13 protein-coding genes, 6 tRNA genes, 4 other RNA genes and 2 pseudogenes are annotated in these 18,436 nt (G+C 60.3%); 9 read left to right on the top strand and 16 right to left on the bottom strand.

From position 1 onward, the window contains the following. Window positions 1-364: 364 nt before the first annotated feature. From budA to D7I37_RS00115, 3 genes are all read left to right on the top strand, one after another. Window positions 365-1,144, top strand: coding sequence for an acetolactate decarboxylase (budA, locus tag D7I37_RS00125; protein ID WP_061799322.1), 780 nt, complete (start codon window positions 365-367; stop codon window positions 1,142-1,144). 33 nt (window positions 1,145-1,177) lie between these two features. Further along, window positions 1,178-2,863, top strand: a complete 1,686-nt coding sequence (gene alsS, locus D7I37_RS00120) for an acetolactate synthase AlsS (protein ID WP_061799321.1) — start codon at window positions 1,178-1,180, stop codon at window positions 2,861-2,863. 143 nt (window positions 2,864-3,006) lie between these two features. Further along, complete coding sequence (locus tag D7I37_RS00115) at window positions 3,007-4,596, top strand: ABC transporter substrate-binding protein (RefSeq protein WP_061799320.1); 1,590 nt, start codon at window positions 3,007-3,009, stop codon at window positions 4,594-4,596. A 28-nt stretch (window positions 4,597-4,624) separates the two neighbouring features. Here the strand turns inward: D7I37_RS00115 and D7I37_RS00110 are convergent, their stop codons facing one another. The 12 genes and pseudogenes from D7I37_RS00110 to D7I37_RS00055 all read right to left on the bottom strand — a co-directional run bounded on the left by D7I37_RS00110 (window position 4,625) and on the right by D7I37_RS00055 (window position 10,124). After that, window positions 4,625-5,428, bottom strand: coding sequence for an ABC transporter ATP-binding protein (locus D7I37_RS00110; RefSeq protein WP_129544728.1), 804 nt, complete (start codon window positions 5,426-5,428; stop codon window positions 4,625-4,627). Window positions 5,429-5,445: 17 nt separating this feature from the next. Then, a pseudogene (gene fepG, locus D7I37_RS00105) lies at window positions 5,446-6,482 on the bottom strand (iron-enterobactin ABC transporter permease). Continuing rightward, entirely contained in the window at window positions 6,482-7,537 is a 1,056-nt protein-coding gene (gene fepD, locus D7I37_RS00100) for a Fe(3+)-siderophore ABC transporter permease (RefSeq protein WP_061799316.1), read from the bottom strand. Before fepD ends, fepG begins: the two are co-directional and overlap by 1 nt. A 206-nt stretch (window positions 7,538-7,743) precedes the next feature. Continuing rightward, window positions 7,744-8,751, bottom strand: coding sequence for a Fe2+-enterobactin ABC transporter substrate-binding protein (gene fepB, locus D7I37_RS00095; protein ID WP_061799315.1), 1,008 nt, complete (start codon window positions 8,749-8,751; stop codon window positions 7,744-7,746). A gap of 186 nt (window positions 8,752-8,937) precedes the next feature. Next, a non-coding RNA gene (locus D7I37_RS00090) (RtT sRNA) lies at window positions 8,938-9,063 on the bottom strand. 73 nt (window positions 9,064-9,136) lie between these two features. Next, window positions 9,137-9,262: non-coding RNA, RtT sRNA (locus D7I37_RS00085), on the bottom strand. Between the two features lie 73 nt (window positions 9,263-9,335). Next, window positions 9,336-9,461: non-coding RNA, RtT sRNA (locus D7I37_RS00080), on the bottom strand. 73 nt (window positions 9,462-9,534) lie between these two features. After that, window positions 9,535-9,660, bottom strand: a non-coding RNA gene (locus tag D7I37_RS00075) — RtT sRNA. Window positions 9,661-9,733: 73 nt separating this feature from the next. Continuing rightward, a tRNA-Lys gene (locus tag D7I37_RS00070) sits at window positions 9,734-9,809 on the bottom strand. A 7-nt stretch (window positions 9,810-9,816) separates the two neighbouring features. Beyond that, window positions 9,817-9,892: transfer RNA gene (locus tag D7I37_RS00065), tRNA-Val, on the bottom strand. A 40-nt stretch (window positions 9,893-9,932) separates the two neighbouring features. After that, window positions 9,933-10,008, bottom strand: a tRNA-Val gene (locus D7I37_RS00060). 40 nt (window positions 10,009-10,048) lie between these two features. Then, window positions 10,049-10,124, bottom strand: a tRNA-Val gene (locus D7I37_RS00055). A 56-nt stretch (window positions 10,125-10,180) separates the two neighbouring features. Here D7I37_RS00055 and D7I37_RS00050 point away from each other — a divergent pair. Together D7I37_RS00050 and gltX are read left to right on the top strand one after the other, a co-directional pair. Next, complete coding sequence (locus tag D7I37_RS00050) at window positions 10,181-10,411, top strand: hypothetical protein (protein WP_129543125.1); 231 nt, start codon at window positions 10,181-10,183, stop codon at window positions 10,409-10,411. 5 nt (window positions 10,412-10,416) lie between these two features. Beyond that, window positions 10,417-11,832 (top strand): glutamate--tRNA ligase, encoded by a 1,416-nt coding sequence (gltX, locus tag D7I37_RS00045; RefSeq protein WP_129543124.1) that lies wholly within the window; start codon window positions 10,417-10,419, stop codon window positions 11,830-11,832. 75 nt (window positions 11,833-11,907) lie between these two features. Here the strand turns inward: gltX and D7I37_RS00040 are convergent, their stop codons facing one another. After that, window positions 11,908-12,693, bottom strand: a complete 786-nt coding sequence (locus D7I37_RS00040) for a formate/nitrite transporter family protein (RefSeq protein WP_061795691.1) — start codon at window positions 12,691-12,693, stop codon at window positions 11,908-11,910. Between the two features lie 318 nt (window positions 12,694-13,011). Between D7I37_RS00040 and D7I37_RS00035 the strand changes: the two genes are divergently transcribed. Both D7I37_RS00035 and D7I37_RS00030 read left to right on the top strand, forming a co-directional pair. Continuing rightward, window positions 13,012-13,087, top strand: a tRNA-Ala gene (locus D7I37_RS00035). A gap of 60 nt (window positions 13,088-13,147) precedes the next feature. Further along, a tRNA-Ala gene (locus tag D7I37_RS00030) sits at window positions 13,148-13,223 on the top strand. A gap of 117 nt (window positions 13,224-13,340) precedes the next feature. Here the strand turns inward: D7I37_RS00030 and D7I37_RS00025 are convergent. Further along, on the bottom strand, window positions 13,341-14,528 hold the full coding sequence (locus tag D7I37_RS00025; protein ID WP_061795692.1) for a NupC/NupG family nucleoside CNT transporter: 1,188 nt from the start codon (window positions 14,526-14,528) through the stop codon (window positions 13,341-13,343). A gap of 378 nt (window positions 14,529-14,906) precedes the next feature. Between D7I37_RS00025 and D7I37_RS00020 the strand changes: the two genes are divergently transcribed. After that, entirely contained in the window at window positions 14,907-16,142 is a 1,236-nt protein-coding gene (locus D7I37_RS00020; RefSeq protein ID WP_095098612.1) for an Nramp family divalent metal transporter, read from the top strand. A gap of 42 nt (window positions 16,143-16,184) precedes the next feature. On the opposite strand, the gene D7I37_RS00015 is transcribed toward D7I37_RS00020, so the two are convergent. Together D7I37_RS00015 and mgrA are read right to left on the bottom strand one after the other, a co-directional pair. Continuing rightward, window positions 16,185-16,607: a DUF2502 domain-containing protein gene (locus tag D7I37_RS00015; protein ID WP_129543123.1), complete on the bottom strand. Its 423-nt coding sequence runs from the start codon at window positions 16,605-16,607 to the stop codon at window positions 16,185-16,187. Between the two features lie 223 nt (window positions 16,608-16,830). After that, window positions 16,831-17,820 (bottom strand): L-glyceraldehyde 3-phosphate reductase, encoded by a 990-nt coding sequence (gene mgrA / locus D7I37_RS00010; RefSeq protein ID WP_129543122.1) that lies wholly within the window; start codon window positions 17,818-17,820, stop codon window positions 16,831-16,833. Between the two features lie 224 nt (window positions 17,821-18,044). On the opposite strand from mgrA, the pseudogene D7I37_RS00005 reads away from it, so the two are divergent. Next, a pseudogene (locus tag D7I37_RS00005) lies at window positions 18,045-18,434 on the top strand (thiamine pyrophosphate-binding protein); the annotation flags it as partial. Between the last annotated feature and the right edge of the window lie 2 nt (window positions 18,435-18,436).

The following is an 18,436-nucleotide window of genomic DNA, read 5'->3' as shown; positions in this document are numbered from 1 at the left end:
GCAGCAGCGCCGTCGCACTTGGGTCGCATAGAGAAAAAATGCATAAACCTCGCGGCTTTTAGCACAAAACATGAAACATTTTCCCCAGGTTTGCCTAGCGGCCTGCGGGATTGATTGCCGCTTCAACACCAGATAAACCGTTCAATTTGGCGTCCGGCTCAGCAGTAATGATTAGTAAGTCTTCATATTCTCTAATCCCTCGTTGAACCCGTACGCCAGCCGGCCCGCCGTGCCGGTTTTTTTGTCGCCTCAGGCTGAATCGTTCCAACTCTGGAACGCGCCGGTGGCGGCATCTTTGCTCACCGCCGGTGGGCATTTTTGAACGCGCGGGGCATTTTGCTTCGCGCCGGTGGAGGAGTAGGTCATGAACGAAAACCGCGGTTGTTCCTGTGCGCACCATTTGGTGCAGGGTTTTGCCAGGCAGTCGGTAAGCGCCGGGGAGGGCGAAATCTATCAAATCTCGCTGATGAGCGCGTTAATCGGCGGCGTGTACGAAGGCGAAGTCACCATCGCCGAATTGCTGAAGCACGGCAACTTTGGCCTCGGCACCTTCAATCATCTGGACGGCGAGCTGATCGCCTTCGACCACGAAATACACCAGCTGCGCGCCGACGGCAGCGCCCGGCCGGCCGGCCTGCAACAGAAAACCCCCTTTGCCGTCGTCACCTTTTTCCGGCCCAGCGTCAGCCAGCAGTTCGACCGGCCGATCACCAAGGCCCAGCTGCACCAGTGCATCGACGAACAGGTCGCTTCGCCGAACCTGTTCTGCGCGGTGCGTGTCGACGGCGAATTCAGCCACGTGGAAACCCGCACCGTGCCGCGCCAGGAGCGGCCGTATCGCCCGATGCTGGAGGCGATCGAGGAACAGCCGACCTTTTCCTTCCATCAGCGCCAGGGCACCCTGGTCGGCTTCCGTTCGCCGGACTATATGCAGGGCATCGGCGTGGCCGGCTACCACGAACATTTCGTGACCGACGATCGCAGCGGCGGCGGCCACGTGCTGGATTACCAGCTCGATCACGGCCGCCTGCAGTTTGGCGTCATCACCCGTCTCAATCTTCAGTTGCCGCATGATGCGGATTTCTTGCGCGCCGACCTCTGCCCAGAGGATTTGGACCGCGCGATTCGTTCCGCCGAGGGTTAATGCCCCGGCGACCGTTTTTTAGGAGGTGGAACCATGGCACAGGTAAAAACAGACAATAACTGGCAATGCGGCGCAGATTTGGTGGTGAAAAATCTGCAGGCGCAGGGCGTGAAGCACGTATTCGGCATTCCGGGCGCCAAGATTGACCGGGTGTTCGATTCGCTGGAGGATGCGCCGTCGATCGAAACGGTGGTGGTGCGCCACGAGGCCAACGCCGCCTTTATGGCGGCGGCGGTGGGCCGTTTGACCGGCAAGGCCGGGGTGGCGCTGGTCACCTCCGGGCCGGGCAGCTCCAACCTGATCACCGGGCTGGCGACCGCCACCTCGGAAGGGGATGCGGTGGTGGCCTTCGGCGGGGCGGTGAAGCGCGCCGACAACCTGAAGCAGACGCACCAAAGCATGGACACCGTCAGCATGTTCCGCCCGGTGACCAAATACTGCGCCGAGGTGCACGCCGGCTCGGCGATCTCCGAGGTGATCGCCAACGCCTTCCGCCACGCCGAGTTCGGCCGGCCCGGCGCCTCGTTCGTCAGCCTGCCGATGGACATCGTCAATGAGCCGGTCAGCGCGCCGGTGTTGGCCGGCTGCCGTTTGCCGCGCATGGGCGCCGCGGCGGCGGACGACATCCAGGCGGCGGTGAAGTTGATCCAACAGGCGAAATGCCCGGTGCTGCTGCTGGGCCTGCAGGCCAGCCGGCCGGAAAACAGCGAAGCGGTGCGCCAGCTGCTGTATCGCACCCATATGCCGGTGGTCGGCACCTATCAGGCGGCCGGGGTGATCGACGTCAATCACTTCGCCCGCTTTGCCGGCCGGGTCGGGCTGTTCAACAACCAGCCCGCCGACCAGCTGTTGCAGAAGGCCGACCTGGTGGTCAGCGTCGGCTATGGCCCGATCGAATACGATCCCTGCATGTGGAACAGCCAGGGCCGCCTGAAGCTGGTGCACATCGACGTGCTGCCGGCGGACATCGACACCTGCTATCGCCCGGATATTGAGCTGGTGGGCAATATCAGCGCTACCCTCGACATGCTGACCGAAGCCTTCAGCGGGGCGGTGAGCGTGCCGGCCGAGGTGGAACTGATCCTCACCGATCTGGGCCGCCAGCGCAGCGAGCTGGCGGAGCGCGCGGCGCGGCGCGGCGGCATGCCGATCCACCCGCTGCGCATCGTGAAAGAGCTGCAGGACATCGTCAGCGACGACGTGACGCTGTGCGTCGACATGGGCAGCTTCCATATCTGGATCGCCCGCTACCTCTATAGCTTCCGCGCCCGTCAGCTGCTGATCTCCAACGGCCAGCAGACCATGGGGGTGGCGCTGCCATGGGCGATCGGCGCGGCGCTGGTGCGCCCCGGCGACAAGGTGGTGTCGATATCCGGCGACGGCGGTTTTATGCAGTCGAGCATGGAGCTGGAAACCGCAGTGCGGCTGAAAAACAACATCGTTCACGTGATCTGGGTGGATAACGCCTACAACATGGTGGAAATGCAGGAGGTAAACAAATACCAGCGCAAATCCGGCGTGGAGTTCGGGCCGATCGACTTTAAAGCCTATGCGGAATCCTGCGGCGCGGTCGGTTTTGCCGTGCGGTCGGTAGAGGATCTGCGGCCGATGCTGCGCAAGGCGATGGAGATTCGGGGGCCGGTGGTGGTGGCGATCCCGGTCGACTACGCCGACAACTACAAGCTGATGGCGCAGATGAACTTCAGCCAGATGATTTAAATTCATGATCTCGTGCGAACCACGGGGAAGGCCAGCTGCGCGCCTCCCCGTTTTTTTATGCTCACAATTTGTGCTTTACATCGCTAACTGCATGATTTATTGGTATCGGTCGGGTCTGTTTTCTTACCACTGGGGATGGCACGATGAATAAAAAAGCGATAACGATAGGGCTGTTGGCGTTGGCGGTCACCGGCGGGGCGCAGGCCAGCACGCTGGTCTATTGTTCGGAAGGTTCACCGGAAGGCTTCAACCCGCAGCTGTTTACCTCCGGCACCACGGTGGACGCCAGCTCGGCGGCGATTTATAACCGGCTGGTGGATTTCAAAACCGGCACCGTCGAACTGCAGCCCAGCCTGGCGGAGCGCTGGGAGGTGAGCGAAGACGGCAAAACTTACACCTTCCACCTGCGCAAAGGGGTGAAATTCCAGAGCAACAAATATTTTACCCCCACCCGCGATTTCAACGCCGACGACGTCATTTTCTCCTTCATGCGCCAGAAGGACGCCAATAACCCCTACCACAAGGTGTCCAACGGCGCCTACACCAACTTTGAATCGATGGAGTTCGGCAGCCTGATCGAGCGCATCGTCAAGCTGGACGACAACACCCTGCGCTTCGAGCTTTCCCGCGCCGAAGCGCCGTTCGTCGCCGACCTGGGCATGTACTTCGCCACCATTCTCTCGGCGGAATACGCCGAGGCGATGCTGAAGGCCGGCACCCCGGAGCGCGTGGACAACGATCCGATCGGCACCGGGCCGTTCCAACTGGTGCAGTACCAGAAGGACGCCAAAATTCTTTACAAGGCGTTCGACAACTATTGGGAAGGCAGGCCGAAAATCGATCGGCTGGTATTCTCGATCACGCCGGACGCCGCGGTGCGCTACGCCAAGTTGCAAAAGAACGAGTGTCAGGTGATGCCGTTCCCCAATCCGGCGGATCTGGCGCGCATGCGGCAGGACAAAAATATTCGGGTGCTGGAAAAGTCCGGGCTGAATATCGGCTTCCTGGCGTTCAACACCCAGAAGAAACCGTTGGATAACGTCAAGGTGCGGCAGGCGCTGGCGCTGGCGGTCAACAAGCCGGCGATTATCGAGGCGGTGTTCCACGGCGCCGGCCAGCCGGCTAAAAACCTGCTGCCGCCGACCCAATGGGGCAGCAACGACAAGATAGAAGACTACCCGTACGCGCCGGATAAGGCTAAACGGCTGCTGCAGGAGGCGGGGTTGGGGCAAGGGTTCGACATCGACCTGTGGGCGATGCCGGTGCAGCGGCCCTATAACCCCAACGCCAAACGCATGGCCGAGATGATCCAGTCCGACTGGGCCAACATCGGCGTACGGGCAAAAATCGTCACCTTCGAGTGGGGCGAATACCTGCAGCGGATTAAAAACGGCGAGCACCAGACGGCGTTAGTGGGCTGGACCACCGCCAACGGCGACCCGGATAACTTCTTCGGCCCGCTGTTCACCTGCGTGTCGGCCGACGGCGGTTCCAACTCCGCCAAGTGGTGCTACAAGCCGTTCGACCAACTGATCCTGCAGGCGCGCGAAGAGAACGACCACGCCAAGCGGGTGGCGATGTATGAGCAGGCGCAGGTGATGATGCATGAGCAAATGCCGGCGCTGATGATTGCCCATTCGACCATCTTCGAGCCGGTGCGCAAGGAAGTGAAGGGCTACGAAATCGATCCGTTCGGCAAACACATTTTTAAGCAGGTCTCGCTGGAGAAATAGAGAAAAGGCCGGGAAACCGGCCTTTTCCTTACTGCGCGGGATCGCAGTGGAAGCGGCCGCGCGGGATCACCAGCGGGGTATGCGACAGCGGATCGTCGATGATCATGCAGGGCATGCCGAACACCTGCTCTACCAGCTCGGCGGTAATGATCTCGGCCGGTTTCCCCTGCGCCACAATCTTGCCGTCGCGCATGGCGATGATATGGTCGGCATAGCGGCAGGCGTGGTTCAGATCGTGCAGTACGGCGATCATGGTTTGGCCGCGCTCCTGATTCAGCTGGCGGAACAGATCCAGCAGCTCAATTTGGTGGGCGATGTCCAGGTAGGTGGTCGGCTCATCCAGCAGCAGCAGCGGGGTCTGCTGCGCCAGCACCATCGCCACCCACACGCGCTGACGTTGGCCGCCGGACAGCTCGTCGACGCTGCGCTCGGCCAACTGGCTGACGTTGGTGGCCGCCATGGCTTCCTCTACCGCCTGCCGGTCGGCGTGGGTCCACTGCTTCAGCAGGCTTTGGTGCGGATAACGCCCGCGCGAAACCAGGTCCGCCACGGTAATGCTGTCCGGCGCGATTGAGGTCTGCGGCAGCAGCCCCAGCTCGCGCGCCAGCGCCTTGGTGGCGAAGCTGCCGATGCTCTTGCCGTCCAGCATCACTTCGCCGGCGCTGGGTTTCAGCAGGCGGCACAGCGCGCGCAGCAGGGTGGATTTTCCGCAGGCGTTCGGCCCGACAATCACCGTGAAAGCGCCGTCGGGAATGGCCACGCTCAGGTCGTTGGCGATGATTTTACTGTCGTAGCCCAGCGTCAGGTGCGAGGCGTGCAGGCGGTGGCTCATGGCATTCTTACTCTTCATTATCTGCGGGACTCACGGATTAACAGCCAGATCAGATACAGGCCGCCGATGCTGACGGTCACTACGCCCACCGGCAGCTGGGTCGGCGCGAACAGATGCTGGGAAGCCACGTCGGCCCCCAGCAGCAAAGTGGCCCCCATCAGCGCCGACGACGTCAGGGTAACCGACGATTGGCCGGTCAGCCGGCGGGCGATCTGCGGGGCGGCCAGCGCGATAAACGAGATCGGCCCGGCGGTGGCGGTAACGGCGGCGGTCAGGGTCACGCCGAACAGCATCAGCCACAGCCGGCTGCTTTCGGCATTGACCCCCAGCGCGCGCGCCGCGTCGTCGCCCATTTCCAGCAGCTGCAGCCGTTTGCCCATCAGCAGCGCGGCGGCGGCGGCCAGGCTGATAAACGCCATGGCCGGCCGCGATTTCTGCCAGGTCATGCCGTTCAACGAGCCGGCCTGCCACATGGCGGCATCCATGGCGCGCTCCAGCGAAGCGGTGATGATCAGCCAGGTATTGGTGGAGACCAGCACCGCGCTGATGGCGATGCCGACGATGATCAACCGGAAGCCGACCACCCCCGCCGCCAGGCGAGCAGGTAGATCAGCAGAGCGGAGAGGATGCCGCCGGCCAGCGCGCCGCCGGCGATGGTGTAATAGCCGCCGCTGAACAGCGTAATGGCGATCAGCGCGCCGGTGTAGGCGCCCATGTTGAAGCCGATCACGTCCGGGCTGCCCAGCGGGTTACGGATGATCGACTGGAAGATGGCGCCGCTCATGCCGAGCGCGCCGCCCAACAGCAACGCCATGCTGATGCGCGGCAGGCGCCACTGGGTGACCACGGTCACCAGGTTCTTCGGCGCCTGGCCGCCGAGCGCCGAGAACACCTGCTCCAGCGACAGCTGCAGCGTACCGTAGCACAGCGCCGCCATGGCCAACAGCAGGCACAGCGCCAGCAGCGATAAATTAACCACCAGCACGCGCAGCGGCATGCGCCAACTGATCATGCCGTCCGGGCGGCCGATCAGCAGGGTGCGAGGCATCGACATTACAGGCCCCCCAGCGTTTTCTTGCGACGCACCAGCCAGATCAGGACCGGCGCGCCGATAAAGGCGGTGACGATGGAGACCCGCAGCTCGCCGGGCACCAGCAAACGGCCGATGATGTCGGCGCACAGCAGCAGCACCGGCGCCATCAGCATTGAGTAGGGCAGTATCCAGCGCTGGTCGGGGCCGACCCACCAGCGGGCGATGTGCGGCACCATCAGGCCGACAAAGGCGATCGGGCCGACGGTGGCGGTCGCCGCGCCGCACAGCAGCGTGATGGCGACAACCGAAACGATTTGGGTCAGCACCACCCGCGCGCCGAGCGCAATGGCCAGGTCTTCCCCCATGCTGATGGTGTTCAGCGGCCGGGCGATGGCCAGCGTCAGCAGGGCGCCGATCAGGATGGCGGGCGCGGTGACGGCCAGGCTGGCCAGGGTGCGGATATCCAGCGTACCGGCCTGCCAGAAACGCAGTTGGTCGAAGGTTTGCGGATCGAGCAGCGACAGCCCGGTGGTGATGCCGCTCAACACCGCGCCTATCGCCACGCCGGCCAGCGTCAGCCGCACCGGGTTGATGCGCCCCCCCGCCAGGGTGCCGATCAGGTAGACCAGCAGGGTGGTGATGGCCGCGCCGGCAAAGGCCCAGCTCATATAGCCTTCGGTGGATGCGGCGCCAAAAAACATAATGCCCAGCACCACGGCGAAGCTGGCGCCGGCGTTGATGCCGAGCACGCCGGGATCGGCCAGCGGGTTGCGCGTCAGCGCCTGGATCAGCGCGCCGGCGCCGCCCAGCGCCACGCCGGCCAGCATGCCCGCCAGGGTGCGGGGCAGGCGGGCATCGAGAATAATGGTGCTGTCCGCGCCGCTGAACTGGCCCTGCAGGCTAAGCCAAACGGTATGAAAGGGAATGGATTTGGATCCCAGCATCAGGCTGGCCATTACGCACAGCAGCAGCAGCGCCAGGCAAAAACCCAGCCCGGAAACGCGCTTCAGGCCGCTGGCGTAGGCTGTGCGAGTCGTGGACGAAGGCGTCCGCGTAGTCGGAGTGGGTAAGCTCACACCGTTAACTCCTTTATAATTTTGATTCTCATTATTATTAGCGTTCTTGAAGACCGGCTTATAGTAGCATGAGTTTACGCCGCAATGCATCCGTCGGATAAGGGGAGTCAGTGATTCGCGATGTTAATGATTCTTTATATTTCAATAGATTGAATGTAATCATTGCGCCGTGAAACGCGGCAGGCGCCGGGCCTGCCGGGGGGACGTCAGGATTTCTTGAACTGCCGTTCGATGCTGTTCAGCATGTTGGTCGCGCTGTAATAATCGAGGCGGAAAGTATCGGTGCCGACGGCATAGACATGATGTTGTTCAACCGGCTCCAGGTGCCGGAGGAACGGGTTGGCCAACAGCTCCCCGACCTTGCGTTGATCGGCGGAGAATAGCATCAGCGTCTTGCCGTTCAGGCCTTCCGCCATCTTTTCGCCCGACAGCTGAATGATGTCCTGGCGTTTGCCCATGCTGGTATTGCCCTTGGCGCTTTCCGGCGGCGTGGCCAGCCGGAAGCCGAGCTGGGTCAGCAATTTCCCCTGGGCGGAGTCCGGCGTCCACAGCTTGGCCTCACGCCCGTTGTCGTCATAGACCAGCGGAGAAGTGGGCTGCGGCGGCAGGGCGATGGACTGTTTTACCTGTTCCACCCGCTGTTCAAAGCGCGCTTCGGCCTGTTTGGCCCCCTGTTCGTGGCCGGTGATTTCGCCCAGTTGGGTGGCTAACTGCTGCCAGCTTTTATCGCCGTAGTTGAGCACCAGGGTGGGCGCGACGGTCGACAGCTGATCGTACAGCTTCAGCGCCGAATCGCCGCCGGTGGAGGAGATGACGATCAGATCGGGGTTGGCGGCGGCGACCGCTTCGGCATTGGGCTCAACCTGATACAGCGGTTTGACGTTGCGCCGTTTCGCCACTTCGCCCCACTGGGTGAAGAAACCCTGGTCGTCAGACACCGACGAGTTGGCGCTGGTGGCGCCGCTGGCGATCACCGGTGCGTCGATCGCCAGCAGGGTGCCGGTGAGGGTGACGCTGGTGGAGACGATGCGCAGCGGCGGTTTTTCCAGCGTAAACGGGCCCTTGGCGCTGTTGATGGTGCGCGGCCAGCCGCCGTTTGCGGCGTCGGAGGCCGGCGTTTGCGCCCCGGCTTGGTCGTCCGGGCCGCAGCCGCTGAGCAGCAGGCCGGAAGCGGCGATCAGTGAAATAAACAGGTGGCGTAAGGATAGGGTCATGAGCGGGCTCTTTCTTTCCTTGAACTAAGACGTGTCTTGGCTGGGTTAGGCATACCCGCTAATTTACCACTCAATATTTTAAAATGATAACCATTCGTATCCCAGGTGGCGGGGCGGTGATTTTGGCAGGGGCGAATCGGGCGGGGCAGAAACGAAAAAAGCGCCTGAAGGCGCTTTTCTCTGAATTGGTGGGTCGTGCAGGATTGATTCGGCCTTTGGCCTCACCCTGCGGGCAACGCTGCGCGTTGTCGTCTCGCTTCGCTCAGCTCGAACCTGAACGCAGGTTCTTATCCAACACGACGTCGTGCACCATGCGATAAAAGGGTTGGGGCGAATTAGGTGGAATAGAAACGAAAAAAGCGCCTAAAGGCGCTTTTTTCTGAATTGGTGGGTCGTGCAGGATTGATTCGGCTTTTGGCCTCACCCTGCGGGCAACGCTGCGCGTTGTCGTCTCGCTTCGCTCGGCTCGAACCTGAACGCAGGTTCTTATCCAACACGACATCGTGCGCTATGCAATAAAGAGGTTGGGGCGGATGAGGTGGAGCTGAAACGAAAAAAGCGCCTGAAGGCGCTTTTCTCTGAATTGGTGGGTCGTGCAGGATTGATTCGGCCTTTGGCCTCACCCTGCGGGCAACGCTGCGCGTTGTCGTCTCGCTTCGCTCGGCTCGAACCTGAACGCAGGTTCTTATCCAACACGACATCGTGCGCTATGCAATAAAGAGGTTGGGGCGGATGAGGTGGAGCTGAAACGAAAAAAGCGCCTGAAGGCGCTTTTCTCTGAATTGGTGGGTCGTGCAGGATTGATTCGGCCTTTGGCCTCACCCTGCGGGCAACGCTGCGCGTTGTCGTCTCGCTTCGCTCGGCTCGAACCTGAACGCAGGTTCTTATCCAACACGACATCGTGCGCTATGCAATAAAGAGGTTGGGGCGGATGAGGTGGAGCTGAAACGAAAAAAGCGCCTGAAGGCGCTTTTCTCTGAATTGGTGGGTCGTGCAGGATTCGAACCTGCGACCAATTGATTAAAAGTCAACTGCTCTACCAACTGAGCTAACGACCCGCAGAAGTGGTGGGTGATGACGGGCTCGAACCGCCGACCCCCTCCGTGTAAAGGAGATGCTCTACCAACTGAGCTAATCACCCACTTCAGGACTTCCAGGTTACTGCTAAACGAGAGAATGAGTGGTGGGTGATGACGGGCTCGAACCGCCGACCCCCTCCGTGTAAAGGAGATGCTCTACCAACTGAGCTAATCACCCTCATTTTTCTCATTTCTTACTGCTTTACCGCTCAACAAGATGGTGGGCGATGACGGGCTCGAACCGCCGACCCCCTCCGTGTAAAGGAGATGCTCTACCAACTGAGCTAATCGCCCCGTCTTGTTGGAGTCGCATTATAGGGATAGTTCAAAGTGAGTCAACGGTTTTTAAAATGATTTCAATCGTTCGCCGCAAATTTAAACAGGATGCGATAATTATCGCCAGCGCCGTCGATTCTTTGCCCGTTGTTATGCGCAATGGGCCGCAGAAAGAGCGAAATCCGCCGCCGCAATATCGTGTCAGCGTTGAGGAATTAGCGCGTGGTGGTACAATGTTGCCCACTTTTTTCAATTCCGAGCAATCGTCGGCAATCGCCGACACGCGTTGCGTAATAAGGCCGTGAACCCAATGAAAATCAAAACCCGTTTTGCCCCTAGCCCAACCGGCTATCTGCACGTCGGTGGCGCCCGTACTGCGTTGTATTCCTGGCTGTTCAGCCGCCATGCCGGCGGCGAGTTCGTTCTGCGCATCGAAGACACCGATCTGGAACGCTCCACCCAGGAGGCTATCGACGCAATTATGGATGGCATGAACTGGTTGAATCTGGATTGGGACGAAGGCCCGTATTTCCAGACCAAACGTTTCGATCGTTACAACGCGGTCATCGACGACATGCTGGTGCAGGGCACTGCCTATAAATGCTATTGCTCCAAAGAGCGTCTGGAAGCGCTGCGCGAAAAGCAGATGGAAAACGGCGAGAAGCCGCGTTACGACGGCCACTGCCGCGACAGCCAATGCAGCCATACCGACGACGAACCGCACGTGGTGCGCTTCCGCAACCCGCAGGAAGGCTCGGTGATCTTCGACGACAAGATCCGCGGCCCGATCGAATTCAGCAACCAGGAGCTGGACGATCTGATCATTCGCCGCACCGACGGCTCGCCGACCTATAACTTCTGCGTGGTGGTGGACGACTGGGATATGGAAATCAGCCACGTGATCCGCGGCGAAGACCACATCAACAACACCCCGCGCCAGATCAACATCCTGAAAGCGCTGGGCGCGCCGGTACCGGAATACGCGCACGTTTCCATGATCCTCGGCGACGACGGCAAGAAACTGTCCAAGCGCCACGGTGCGGTGGGCGTGATGCAGTACCGCGACGACGGCTATCTGCCGCAGGCGCTGCTGAACTACCTGGTGCGTCTGGGCTGGTCCCACGGCGATCAGGAAATCTTCTCCATCGACGAGATGAAAGAGTTCTTCACCCTGGAAGCGATCAACAAATCCGCCAGCGCCTTCAACACCGAAAAGCTGCAGTGGCTGAACCATCACTACATCAACCATATGCCGGCGGAAGAAGTGGCGGTGCATCTGGCGTGGCACGTTGAGCAACTGGGCATCGAAACCCGCAACGGCCCTGAGCTGAAGGATATCGTCAAGCTGCTGGGCGAGCGCTGCAAAACCCTGAAGGAAATGGCCGCATCCTGCCGCTACTTCTACGAAGACTTCAGCGAGTTCGACGCCGACGCCGCCAAGAAACACCTGCGTCCGGTGGCTCGCCAACCGCTGGAGGCGGTGCGCGCCAAGCTGGCCGCCATCAGCGCCTGGACGCCGGAAAACGTGCACGACGCCATCCAGGGCACCGCGGATGAGCTGGGCGTCGGCATGGGCAAGGTCGGCATGCCGCTGCGCGTAGCGGTAACCGGCGCCGGCCAGTCGCCGGCCATGGACGTGACCGTGCACGCCATTGGCCAGGCGCGTTCGCTGCAGCGTATCGATATGGCGCTGGCCTATATTGCCGGGCGCGAAGCGCAGGGCTGATTGTCGCCAGACGCGATAGGCTATAAATGAAAAAGCCCCGTGGATCGCTCCACGGGGCTTTTTTATGGCTGCCTGTCAGGCCTGCTCGCTGGCCGGCGAGGCGGGGCGGTAGGCGAGAAAATACATCAGGCCGACAAAGCCGGCGCCGCCCAGCGCATTGCCGAGGAATACCGCGACAAAGTTGGGCAGGTACTGATCCCAGCTCATGCCGCCGGCAAAAATGGCGGCCGGGATAATAAACATGTTGGCCACCACGTGCTGAAAACCGATGGCGACGAAGGCCATGACCGGGAACCACATGCCGATCACCTTGCCCGGCACGTCCCTGCTGGCGAAGGCCAGCCAGACCGCCAGACAGACCAGCCAGTTGCAGCCCACGCCGGAAATAAAGGCGTGCAGGAAGTCGGCGTCCACCTTGGCCTGCGCGATGGCCAGGGTTTTATGCAGGAATGCGCCCTCGGTCAATCCGAGCAGGTGGCCAAAGAAATAGGCCACGGCCACGCTGCCGGCCAGGTTGGCCAGGGTGACCCAGAACCAGTTGCGCAGAATGGCCAGGGCTGGAATTTCCCGGGCGAACCAGGCCATCGGCAGGGTCATCATGTTGCCGGTCAGCAGTTCGCCGCCAGCCAAAATCGTCAGGATCAGCCCGACAGGAAATACCGCCGCGCCCAGTAAGGCGCCAAAGGAGCCCCATTCGGCCGGCAGGGTGCCGATAACGTGGATATCCAGCAGGAAGCCGGTAGCGATAAAGGCGCCGGCGAGAAAGCCCAGGATCAGCAGGTTGGCGAGGGTGGCGCGGCTTTTATTCACCCCGGCCTGAACGGCGAGGGCGGCGATTTCTTTTGGTGAATGCAAAGACATAACGGACTCGGTTTATCTCGGTTTATAGTAATTGAGTTTATGGCGCGGGCAGTCTATGCCTGTCGTGGAAGGGACTCAAGCGCATTTCGCTAACATTTCATTAATTAAAAATCAACGCAATTTATAAGGGTTATCTGTTTTCTGTGAGCCGGCTCGCACAGCGCTTGATTTATACCCACATTGTCGGTTTTTTAGCGTTAAACGTGCTGATTTGGCGGCTTTTTCAGCGCTTGATCGAGGAATTCAATTTAGCCGTTGACAGTGTTTCCGCGGTTTCATATTATGCGCCCCGTTCACAGCACAAAGTGATTGTGGAACGGGGCTATAGCTCAGCTGGGAGAGCGCTTGCATGGCATGCAAGAGGTCGACGGTTCGATCCCGTCTAGCTCCACCAACCTTTATCTCAGAAGGGTTGGGGAATACCGTAACGCCGGTCAATGCGTACCACTTTTGTGGGGCTATAGCTCAGCTGGGAGAGCGCTTGCATGGCATGCAAGAGGTCGACGGTTCGATCCCGTCTAGCTCCACCACCATTTGAAAAGCCGACCCTTGGGTCGGCTTTTTGCTTTGCGCGGTTTATCCGCACCGAATTTCAGGCAACAAAAAAGGCCGCCGCAGCGACCTTTTTACCCTTGCCGCAGTGCGGCTTAGCCCAGCACCAGCCCGGCGATAGAGGCGGACAGGATGCTGACCAGCGTTGACCCATACACCAGCTTCAGGCCAAAGCGCGACACCACGTTGCCCTGATGTTCGTTCAGCCCTTTGATCGCACCGGCCACGATGCCGATGGAAGAGAAGTTGGCGAAGGACACCAGGAACACCGACAGGATGCCCATGCTGCGCGGCGACAGCTCGGCAGAGACTTTCTGCAGTTCCATCATCGCCACGAATTCGTTGGACACCAGCTTGGTCGCCATAATGCTGCCGACCTGCAGGGCTTCGTGCTTGGGAATGCCCATGATCCAGGCGAACGGGTAGAAGAAGTAACCGAGGATTTCCTGGAAGCTCAGGCCGAAGATGGCGCTGAACAGGCCGTTGAGCGCGGCGATCAGGGCGATAAAGCCGATCAGCATCGCAGCAACGATAATCGCTACTTTGAAACCAGCCAGGATGTATTCACCCAGCATTTCAAAGAAGCTTTGGCCTTCGTGCAGGTTACCCAGGTGCAGCTCTTCTTCTTTATTGGTGTCATACGGGTTAACCAGGGACAGCACGATAAAGGTGCTGAACATGTTAAGCACCAGCGCCGCCACCACGAACTTGGCGTCCAGCATGGTCATGTAGGCGCCGACGATGGACATGGAAACCGTAGACATCGCGGTCGCCGCCATGGTGTACATGCGCTTTTCCGACATCTTGCCCAGAATATCTTTGTAGGCGATGAAGTTTTCAGACTGGCCGAGGATCAGCGAACTGACGGCGTTGAACGATTCCAGCTTGCCCATGCCATTCACCTTGGACAGCACGGTACCGATAATGCGGATCACAAACGGCAGCACTTTGATGTATTGCAGAATACCGATCAGCGCAGAGATGAAGACGATAGGGCACAGCACCTTCAGGAAGAAGAACGCCAGGCCTTTGTCACCCATGCCGCCGAATACAAAATCAGTCCCTTGCCCAGCAAACCCGAGCAGCTTGTCGAACAGCGCCGCAAATCCTTTTACAAAGCCCAAGCCCGCTTCCGAATGCAGGAAAAAATAGGCCAGCAGTACTTCAATAACCAACAATTGAATAACATAGCGAATGCGGATGCTTTTGCGATCGCGGCACACCAACAGGGCCAGGATCGCCACCACCACCAACGCTAACGCAAAGTGCGCAATATGGGACATGTTTGCTCCAAATTTGAGGCAGGCTGAATTTCGGCTGTCATTCTATGTAACGCCACGTTTAAAAACGAGACTTCGATTGCAAATATGGAAAGTCATTGTGGGAATTCTCCTAAACTATTGCGCAAAAGCATAAAAAATCAAGATGTTAATGAGGCCATATGAAATTCGTATTCTTGTGCTAACCTGCCTTTCAGCGGCATTGCGCGCCGAATAGACTGAAATAAAGCACGGAAAGCGGCGCGCCTGGCGCTGAACCCTTCGATAAAACCTAAATTCCCGCCTATCGCAGAGATAAGTATTACCGCCTCAAATGCGTTTGATAATTATTATCATCTATATAGACTGTTGATAAACGCATTATCCATAAGGGTTCACCCTATGCTGAACGGCCGCGTGGTTGAAACCACCCGCAATGGCTCGTCGAGAAAGCTCAAGCTTTCCCTGATGGGGCCCGCCTTTATCGCCGCCATCGGCTATATCGATCCCGGCAACTTCGCCACCAATATCCAGGCCGGCGCCGCTTTCGGCTACAGCCTGCTGTGGGTGGTGGTATGGGCCAACCTGATGGCGATGCTGATCCAGCTGCTGTCGGCCAAGCTGGGCATCGCTACCGGTAAAAATTTGGCGGAGCATATCCGCGATCGCTTCCCGCGCCCGGCGGTGTGGGCCTATTGGGTGCAGGCGGAGATCATCGCCATGGCCACCGATCTGGCCGAGTTCATCGGCGCGGCGATCGGTTTCAAGCTGTTGCTCGGCGTCTCGTTGCTGCAGGGGGCGATTCTGACCGGCATCGCCACCCTCCTGATCCTCGCGCTGCAAAAACGCGGGCAGAAGCCGCTCGAGCGGGTGATTGGCGGGCTGCTGCTGTTCGTCGCCGCCGCTTATATCGTTGAACTGGCGTTTTCTCAACCGCAGATCGGCCCGTTGCTGAAAGGCATGGCGCTGCCGGATCTGCCCAACGGCGATGCGGTGTTCCTGGCGGCGGGGGTGCTCGGCGCCACCATCATGCCGCACGTGATCTATCTGCACTCTTCATTAACCCAGCGCGGCGATGCCGACAGCCGCGCAGTGCGCTATGCCGCCACCAAGGTGGATGTCGCCATCGCCATGACCATCGCCGGCTTCGTCAATCTGGCGATGATGGCCACCGCCGCGGCGGCGTTCCACTTTAGCGGCCACAGCGGCATTGCCGATCTCGATCGCGCCTATCTGACGCTGCAGCCGCTGCTGGGGCAGGCCGCCGCCACCGTGTTCGGCCTGAGCCTGGTGGCGGCGGGGCTGTCTTCCACCGTGGTGGGCACGCTGGCGGGGCAGGTGGTGATGCAGGGATTCATCCGTTTTCGTATCCCGCTGTGGCTGCGCCGCCTGGTCACCATGGCGCCGTCGTTTATCGTCATCTGGATGGGCATGGACGCCACGCGCATTCTGTTGCTGAGCCAGGTGTTGTTGAGCTTCGGCATTGCGCTGGCGCTGGTGCCGCTGCTGTCTTTCACCGGCAATCGGCAGCTGATGGGGGATATGGTCAACGGCCGCGGGGTGCAAAGCCTCGGCAGGCTGATCGTGCTGGTGGTGGTGGGGTTGAATGGCTACCTGCTGTTCGGCGGCCTGCTGTAGGCGAGGCAATGAAAAGGCCGGCGCGATGCCGGCCTGCCGCTGTCAGTCGTCGTCATGATGGCCGCGGCGCCAGTGGTCGCGATCGTCGTCGTGGTGTTTCTTCTTCCAGTGGTGCTTATCGTGATGCTTGTAGTAGTGCTTGTAGTAGTGCTTGTCGAACTTGCGATAGCGGCCGTCACGGTAATAGTAATTCTTGCGCCAGTAGTCGTTGTCGCGCCAGCGATAGCCGTCCCAGTAATATCCCCGACGGCTGCGATCGCCCAGATAGCGTCCCTGATGGCCCTGCCACCAATCGCGGTCGCGCCAGTCGTAGCCGTCCCAGTAGCGGCCGCGGTTATCTTGTTCGCCGATGCGCAACGACACGCCCGGCAGCAGATCGATGCTGAGGCCATCGGCATGCGCTTGCTGCGTCACCGGCAAGGTGGTCGCCACCAGTACGGCGGCCAATAACAGAGGTTTAAACATGGCTTCTCCTTTCCGCCGCGGCGGGTTGGCCGGTTTGCGCGGTTAATGCAGCGCGTGCACGCGGCCTTATCATTATTTGTTCTGCAATATCGGCATATTAGCCTCGGCGAATGGGGTTGAATCTTAGAGGAACTCTGAAAAGCGGGCGGGGCGGCGGGATTTAAGATTTGTCTGGAGGGCGGGAGAAGCCGCCGGCCGTCGGGCCGGCGTTTTTTGTAAGCGATTACATCAAGATTTCTTCGATCAGGGCGATCTCGTCGGCGCTGAAGCTGCGATTAGCCAGCATGCCGACGGCGTCGTCGATCTGGCCGGTCTTGCTGGCGCCGATCAGCACCGAGGTGACGCGATCGCCGCGCAATACCCAGGCCAGCGCCATCTGCGACAGCTTCTGCCCGCGCTGCTGTGCCAGCGCGTTGAGCCGGCGCACTTTGTCCAGCCGTGCGTCGGTCAGCTGTTCCGCCTGCAGGAACCGGCTGCCGCTGGCGGCGCGGGAATCCGGCGGGATGCCCTGCAGATAGCGGTCGGTCAGCAGGCCGCCTGCCAGCGGCGAGAAGGCGATGGAACCGACGCCGTGTTCCTCCAGCGTATCCAGCAGTTCGGCTTCCGCCCAACGTTCGAACAGGGAATATTTGGGCTGGTGGATCACGCACGGCGTGCCGAGCCGCTGCAGGATGGCGAACGCCTGGCGGGCGCGATCGGCGGGGTAATTGGACAAGCCGACATACAGCGCCTTGCCCTGGCGCACCAGCAGATCCAACGCCGCCATGGTTTCCTCCAGCGGCGTGTCCGGGTCCGGGCGGTGATGGTAGAAAATGTCGACGTACTCCAATCCCATGCGTTTCAGGCTCTGATCGAGGCTGGCGACCAGATACTTTTTCGACCCCCAGTCACCGTAGGGACCGGGCCACATGGTATAGCCGGCTTTGGAAGCGACGATCAGCTCGTCGCGCCAGCTTTTCAGATCGTCCCTGAGAATGCGGCCAAAATTTTCCTCGGCGGCGCCGGGCGGCGGGCCGTAGTTATTGGCCAGGTCGAAGTGGGTGATGCCTTGGTCGAAGGCGCAATGGATCAGCTTGCGCGCGTTGTCGTACAGCGTGGTGTCGCCAAAGTTGTGCCACAGCCCGAGGGAAATCGCCGGCAGCTTCAGCCCGCTGCGGCCGCAGCGCCGGTATTCCATGTTCTGATAACGCGAAGAGTCAGCTTGGTACGGCATACAGATCCTTATCGGCGGAGAGGGAGTCGCCTTTGAGTGTATGCGTTTTCACAGCGCGCCGCCGCGCTGGCGATCACGCCAATACGATTAAAATTGCCGTTCAGGCTGCGCTGGGGGCGGGTGTAACGCAGAGTTGCCGGGGTTTTTTAAACGCAAAGCTCGAAATTCGTACGGCAGCTTCAATACTTGATAGTGATGTTCCCTTCCTCAGGCAGGTGATGATCATGAGCAAAAACTATAGGGTCGCCGATTATCTTCTCGATCGTTTAGCCCAGATTGGCATTCGCCATTTCTTCGGCGTACCGGGCGATTACAACCTGCAGTTTCTCGATCACGTGATAGCCCACCGGCAAATCACCTGGGTGGGCTGCGCCAACGAGCTGAATGCCGCCTACGCCGCAGACGGCTACGCGCGCTGCAAGCCGGCGGCGGCGCTGCTGACCACCTTCGGGGTGGGAGAACTGAGCGCGGTGAACGGCATCGCCGGCAGCTATGCCGAATATCTGCCGGTGATCCACGTGGTCGGCACGCCGGCGCTGCGCGCCCAGCGAGCCGGTGATTTGCTGCACCATTCGTTGGGCGATGGCGATTTCGGGCATTTTGCCCGCATGGCGCG

Origin of the sequence: Serratia sp. 1D1416 (assembly GCF_003641105.1) — a bacterium.
Lineage (GTDB): Bacteria > Pseudomonadota > Gammaproteobacteria > Enterobacterales > Enterobacteriaceae > Serratia > Serratia ficaria.
Note: the sequence above shows the minus strand (reverse complement) of the source record. Positions and strands in the feature narration are given on the sequence as shown.

Excerpts from the sequence above, each read along its gene's own strand:
- budA (WP_061799322.1), top strand. The coding sequence starts at position 365 with ATGAACGAAAACCGCGGTTGTTCCTGTGCGCACCATTTGGTGCAGGGT.
- gltX (WP_129543124.1), top strand. The coding sequence starts at position 10,417 with ATGAAAATCAAAACCCGTTTTGCCCCTAGCCCAACCGGCTATCTGCAC.
- D7I37_RS00015 (WP_129543123.1), bottom strand. The coding sequence starts at position 16,607 with ATGTTTAAACCTCTGTTATTGGCCGCCGTACTGGTGGCGACCACCTTG.
- mgrA (WP_129543122.1), bottom strand. The coding sequence starts at position 17,820 with ATGCCGTACCAAGCTGACTCTTCGCGTTATCAGAACATGGAATACCGG.
- D7I37_RS00110 (WP_129544728.1), bottom strand. The coding sequence starts at position 5,428 with ATGAGCCACCGCCTGCACGCCTCGCACCTGACGCTGGGCTACGACAGT.
- D7I37_RS00025 (WP_061795692.1), bottom strand. The coding sequence starts at position 14,528 with ATGTCCCATATTGCGCACTTTGCGTTAGCGTTGGTGGTGGTGGCGATC.
- D7I37_RS00115 (WP_061799320.1), top strand. The coding sequence starts at position 3,007 with ATGAATAAAAAAGCGATAACGATAGGGCTGTTGGCGTTGGCGGTCACC.
- fepB (WP_061799315.1), bottom strand. The coding sequence starts at position 8,751 with ATGACCCTATCCTTACGCCACCTGTTTATTTCACTGATCGCCGCTTCC.
- D7I37_RS00020 (WP_095098612.1), top strand. The coding sequence starts at position 14,907 with ATGCTGAACGGCCGCGTGGTTGAAACCACCCGCAATGGCTCGTCGAGA.
- D7I37_RS00050 (WP_129543125.1), top strand. The coding sequence starts at position 10,181 with ATGATTTCAATCGTTCGCCGCAAATTTAAACAGGATGCGATAATTATC.
- D7I37_RS00040 (WP_061795691.1), bottom strand. The coding sequence starts at position 12,693 with ATGTCTTTGCATTCACCAAAAGAAATCGCCGCCCTCGCCGTTCAGGCC.
- alsS (WP_061799321.1), top strand. The coding sequence starts at position 1,178 with ATGGCACAGGTAAAAACAGACAATAACTGGCAATGCGGCGCAGATTTG.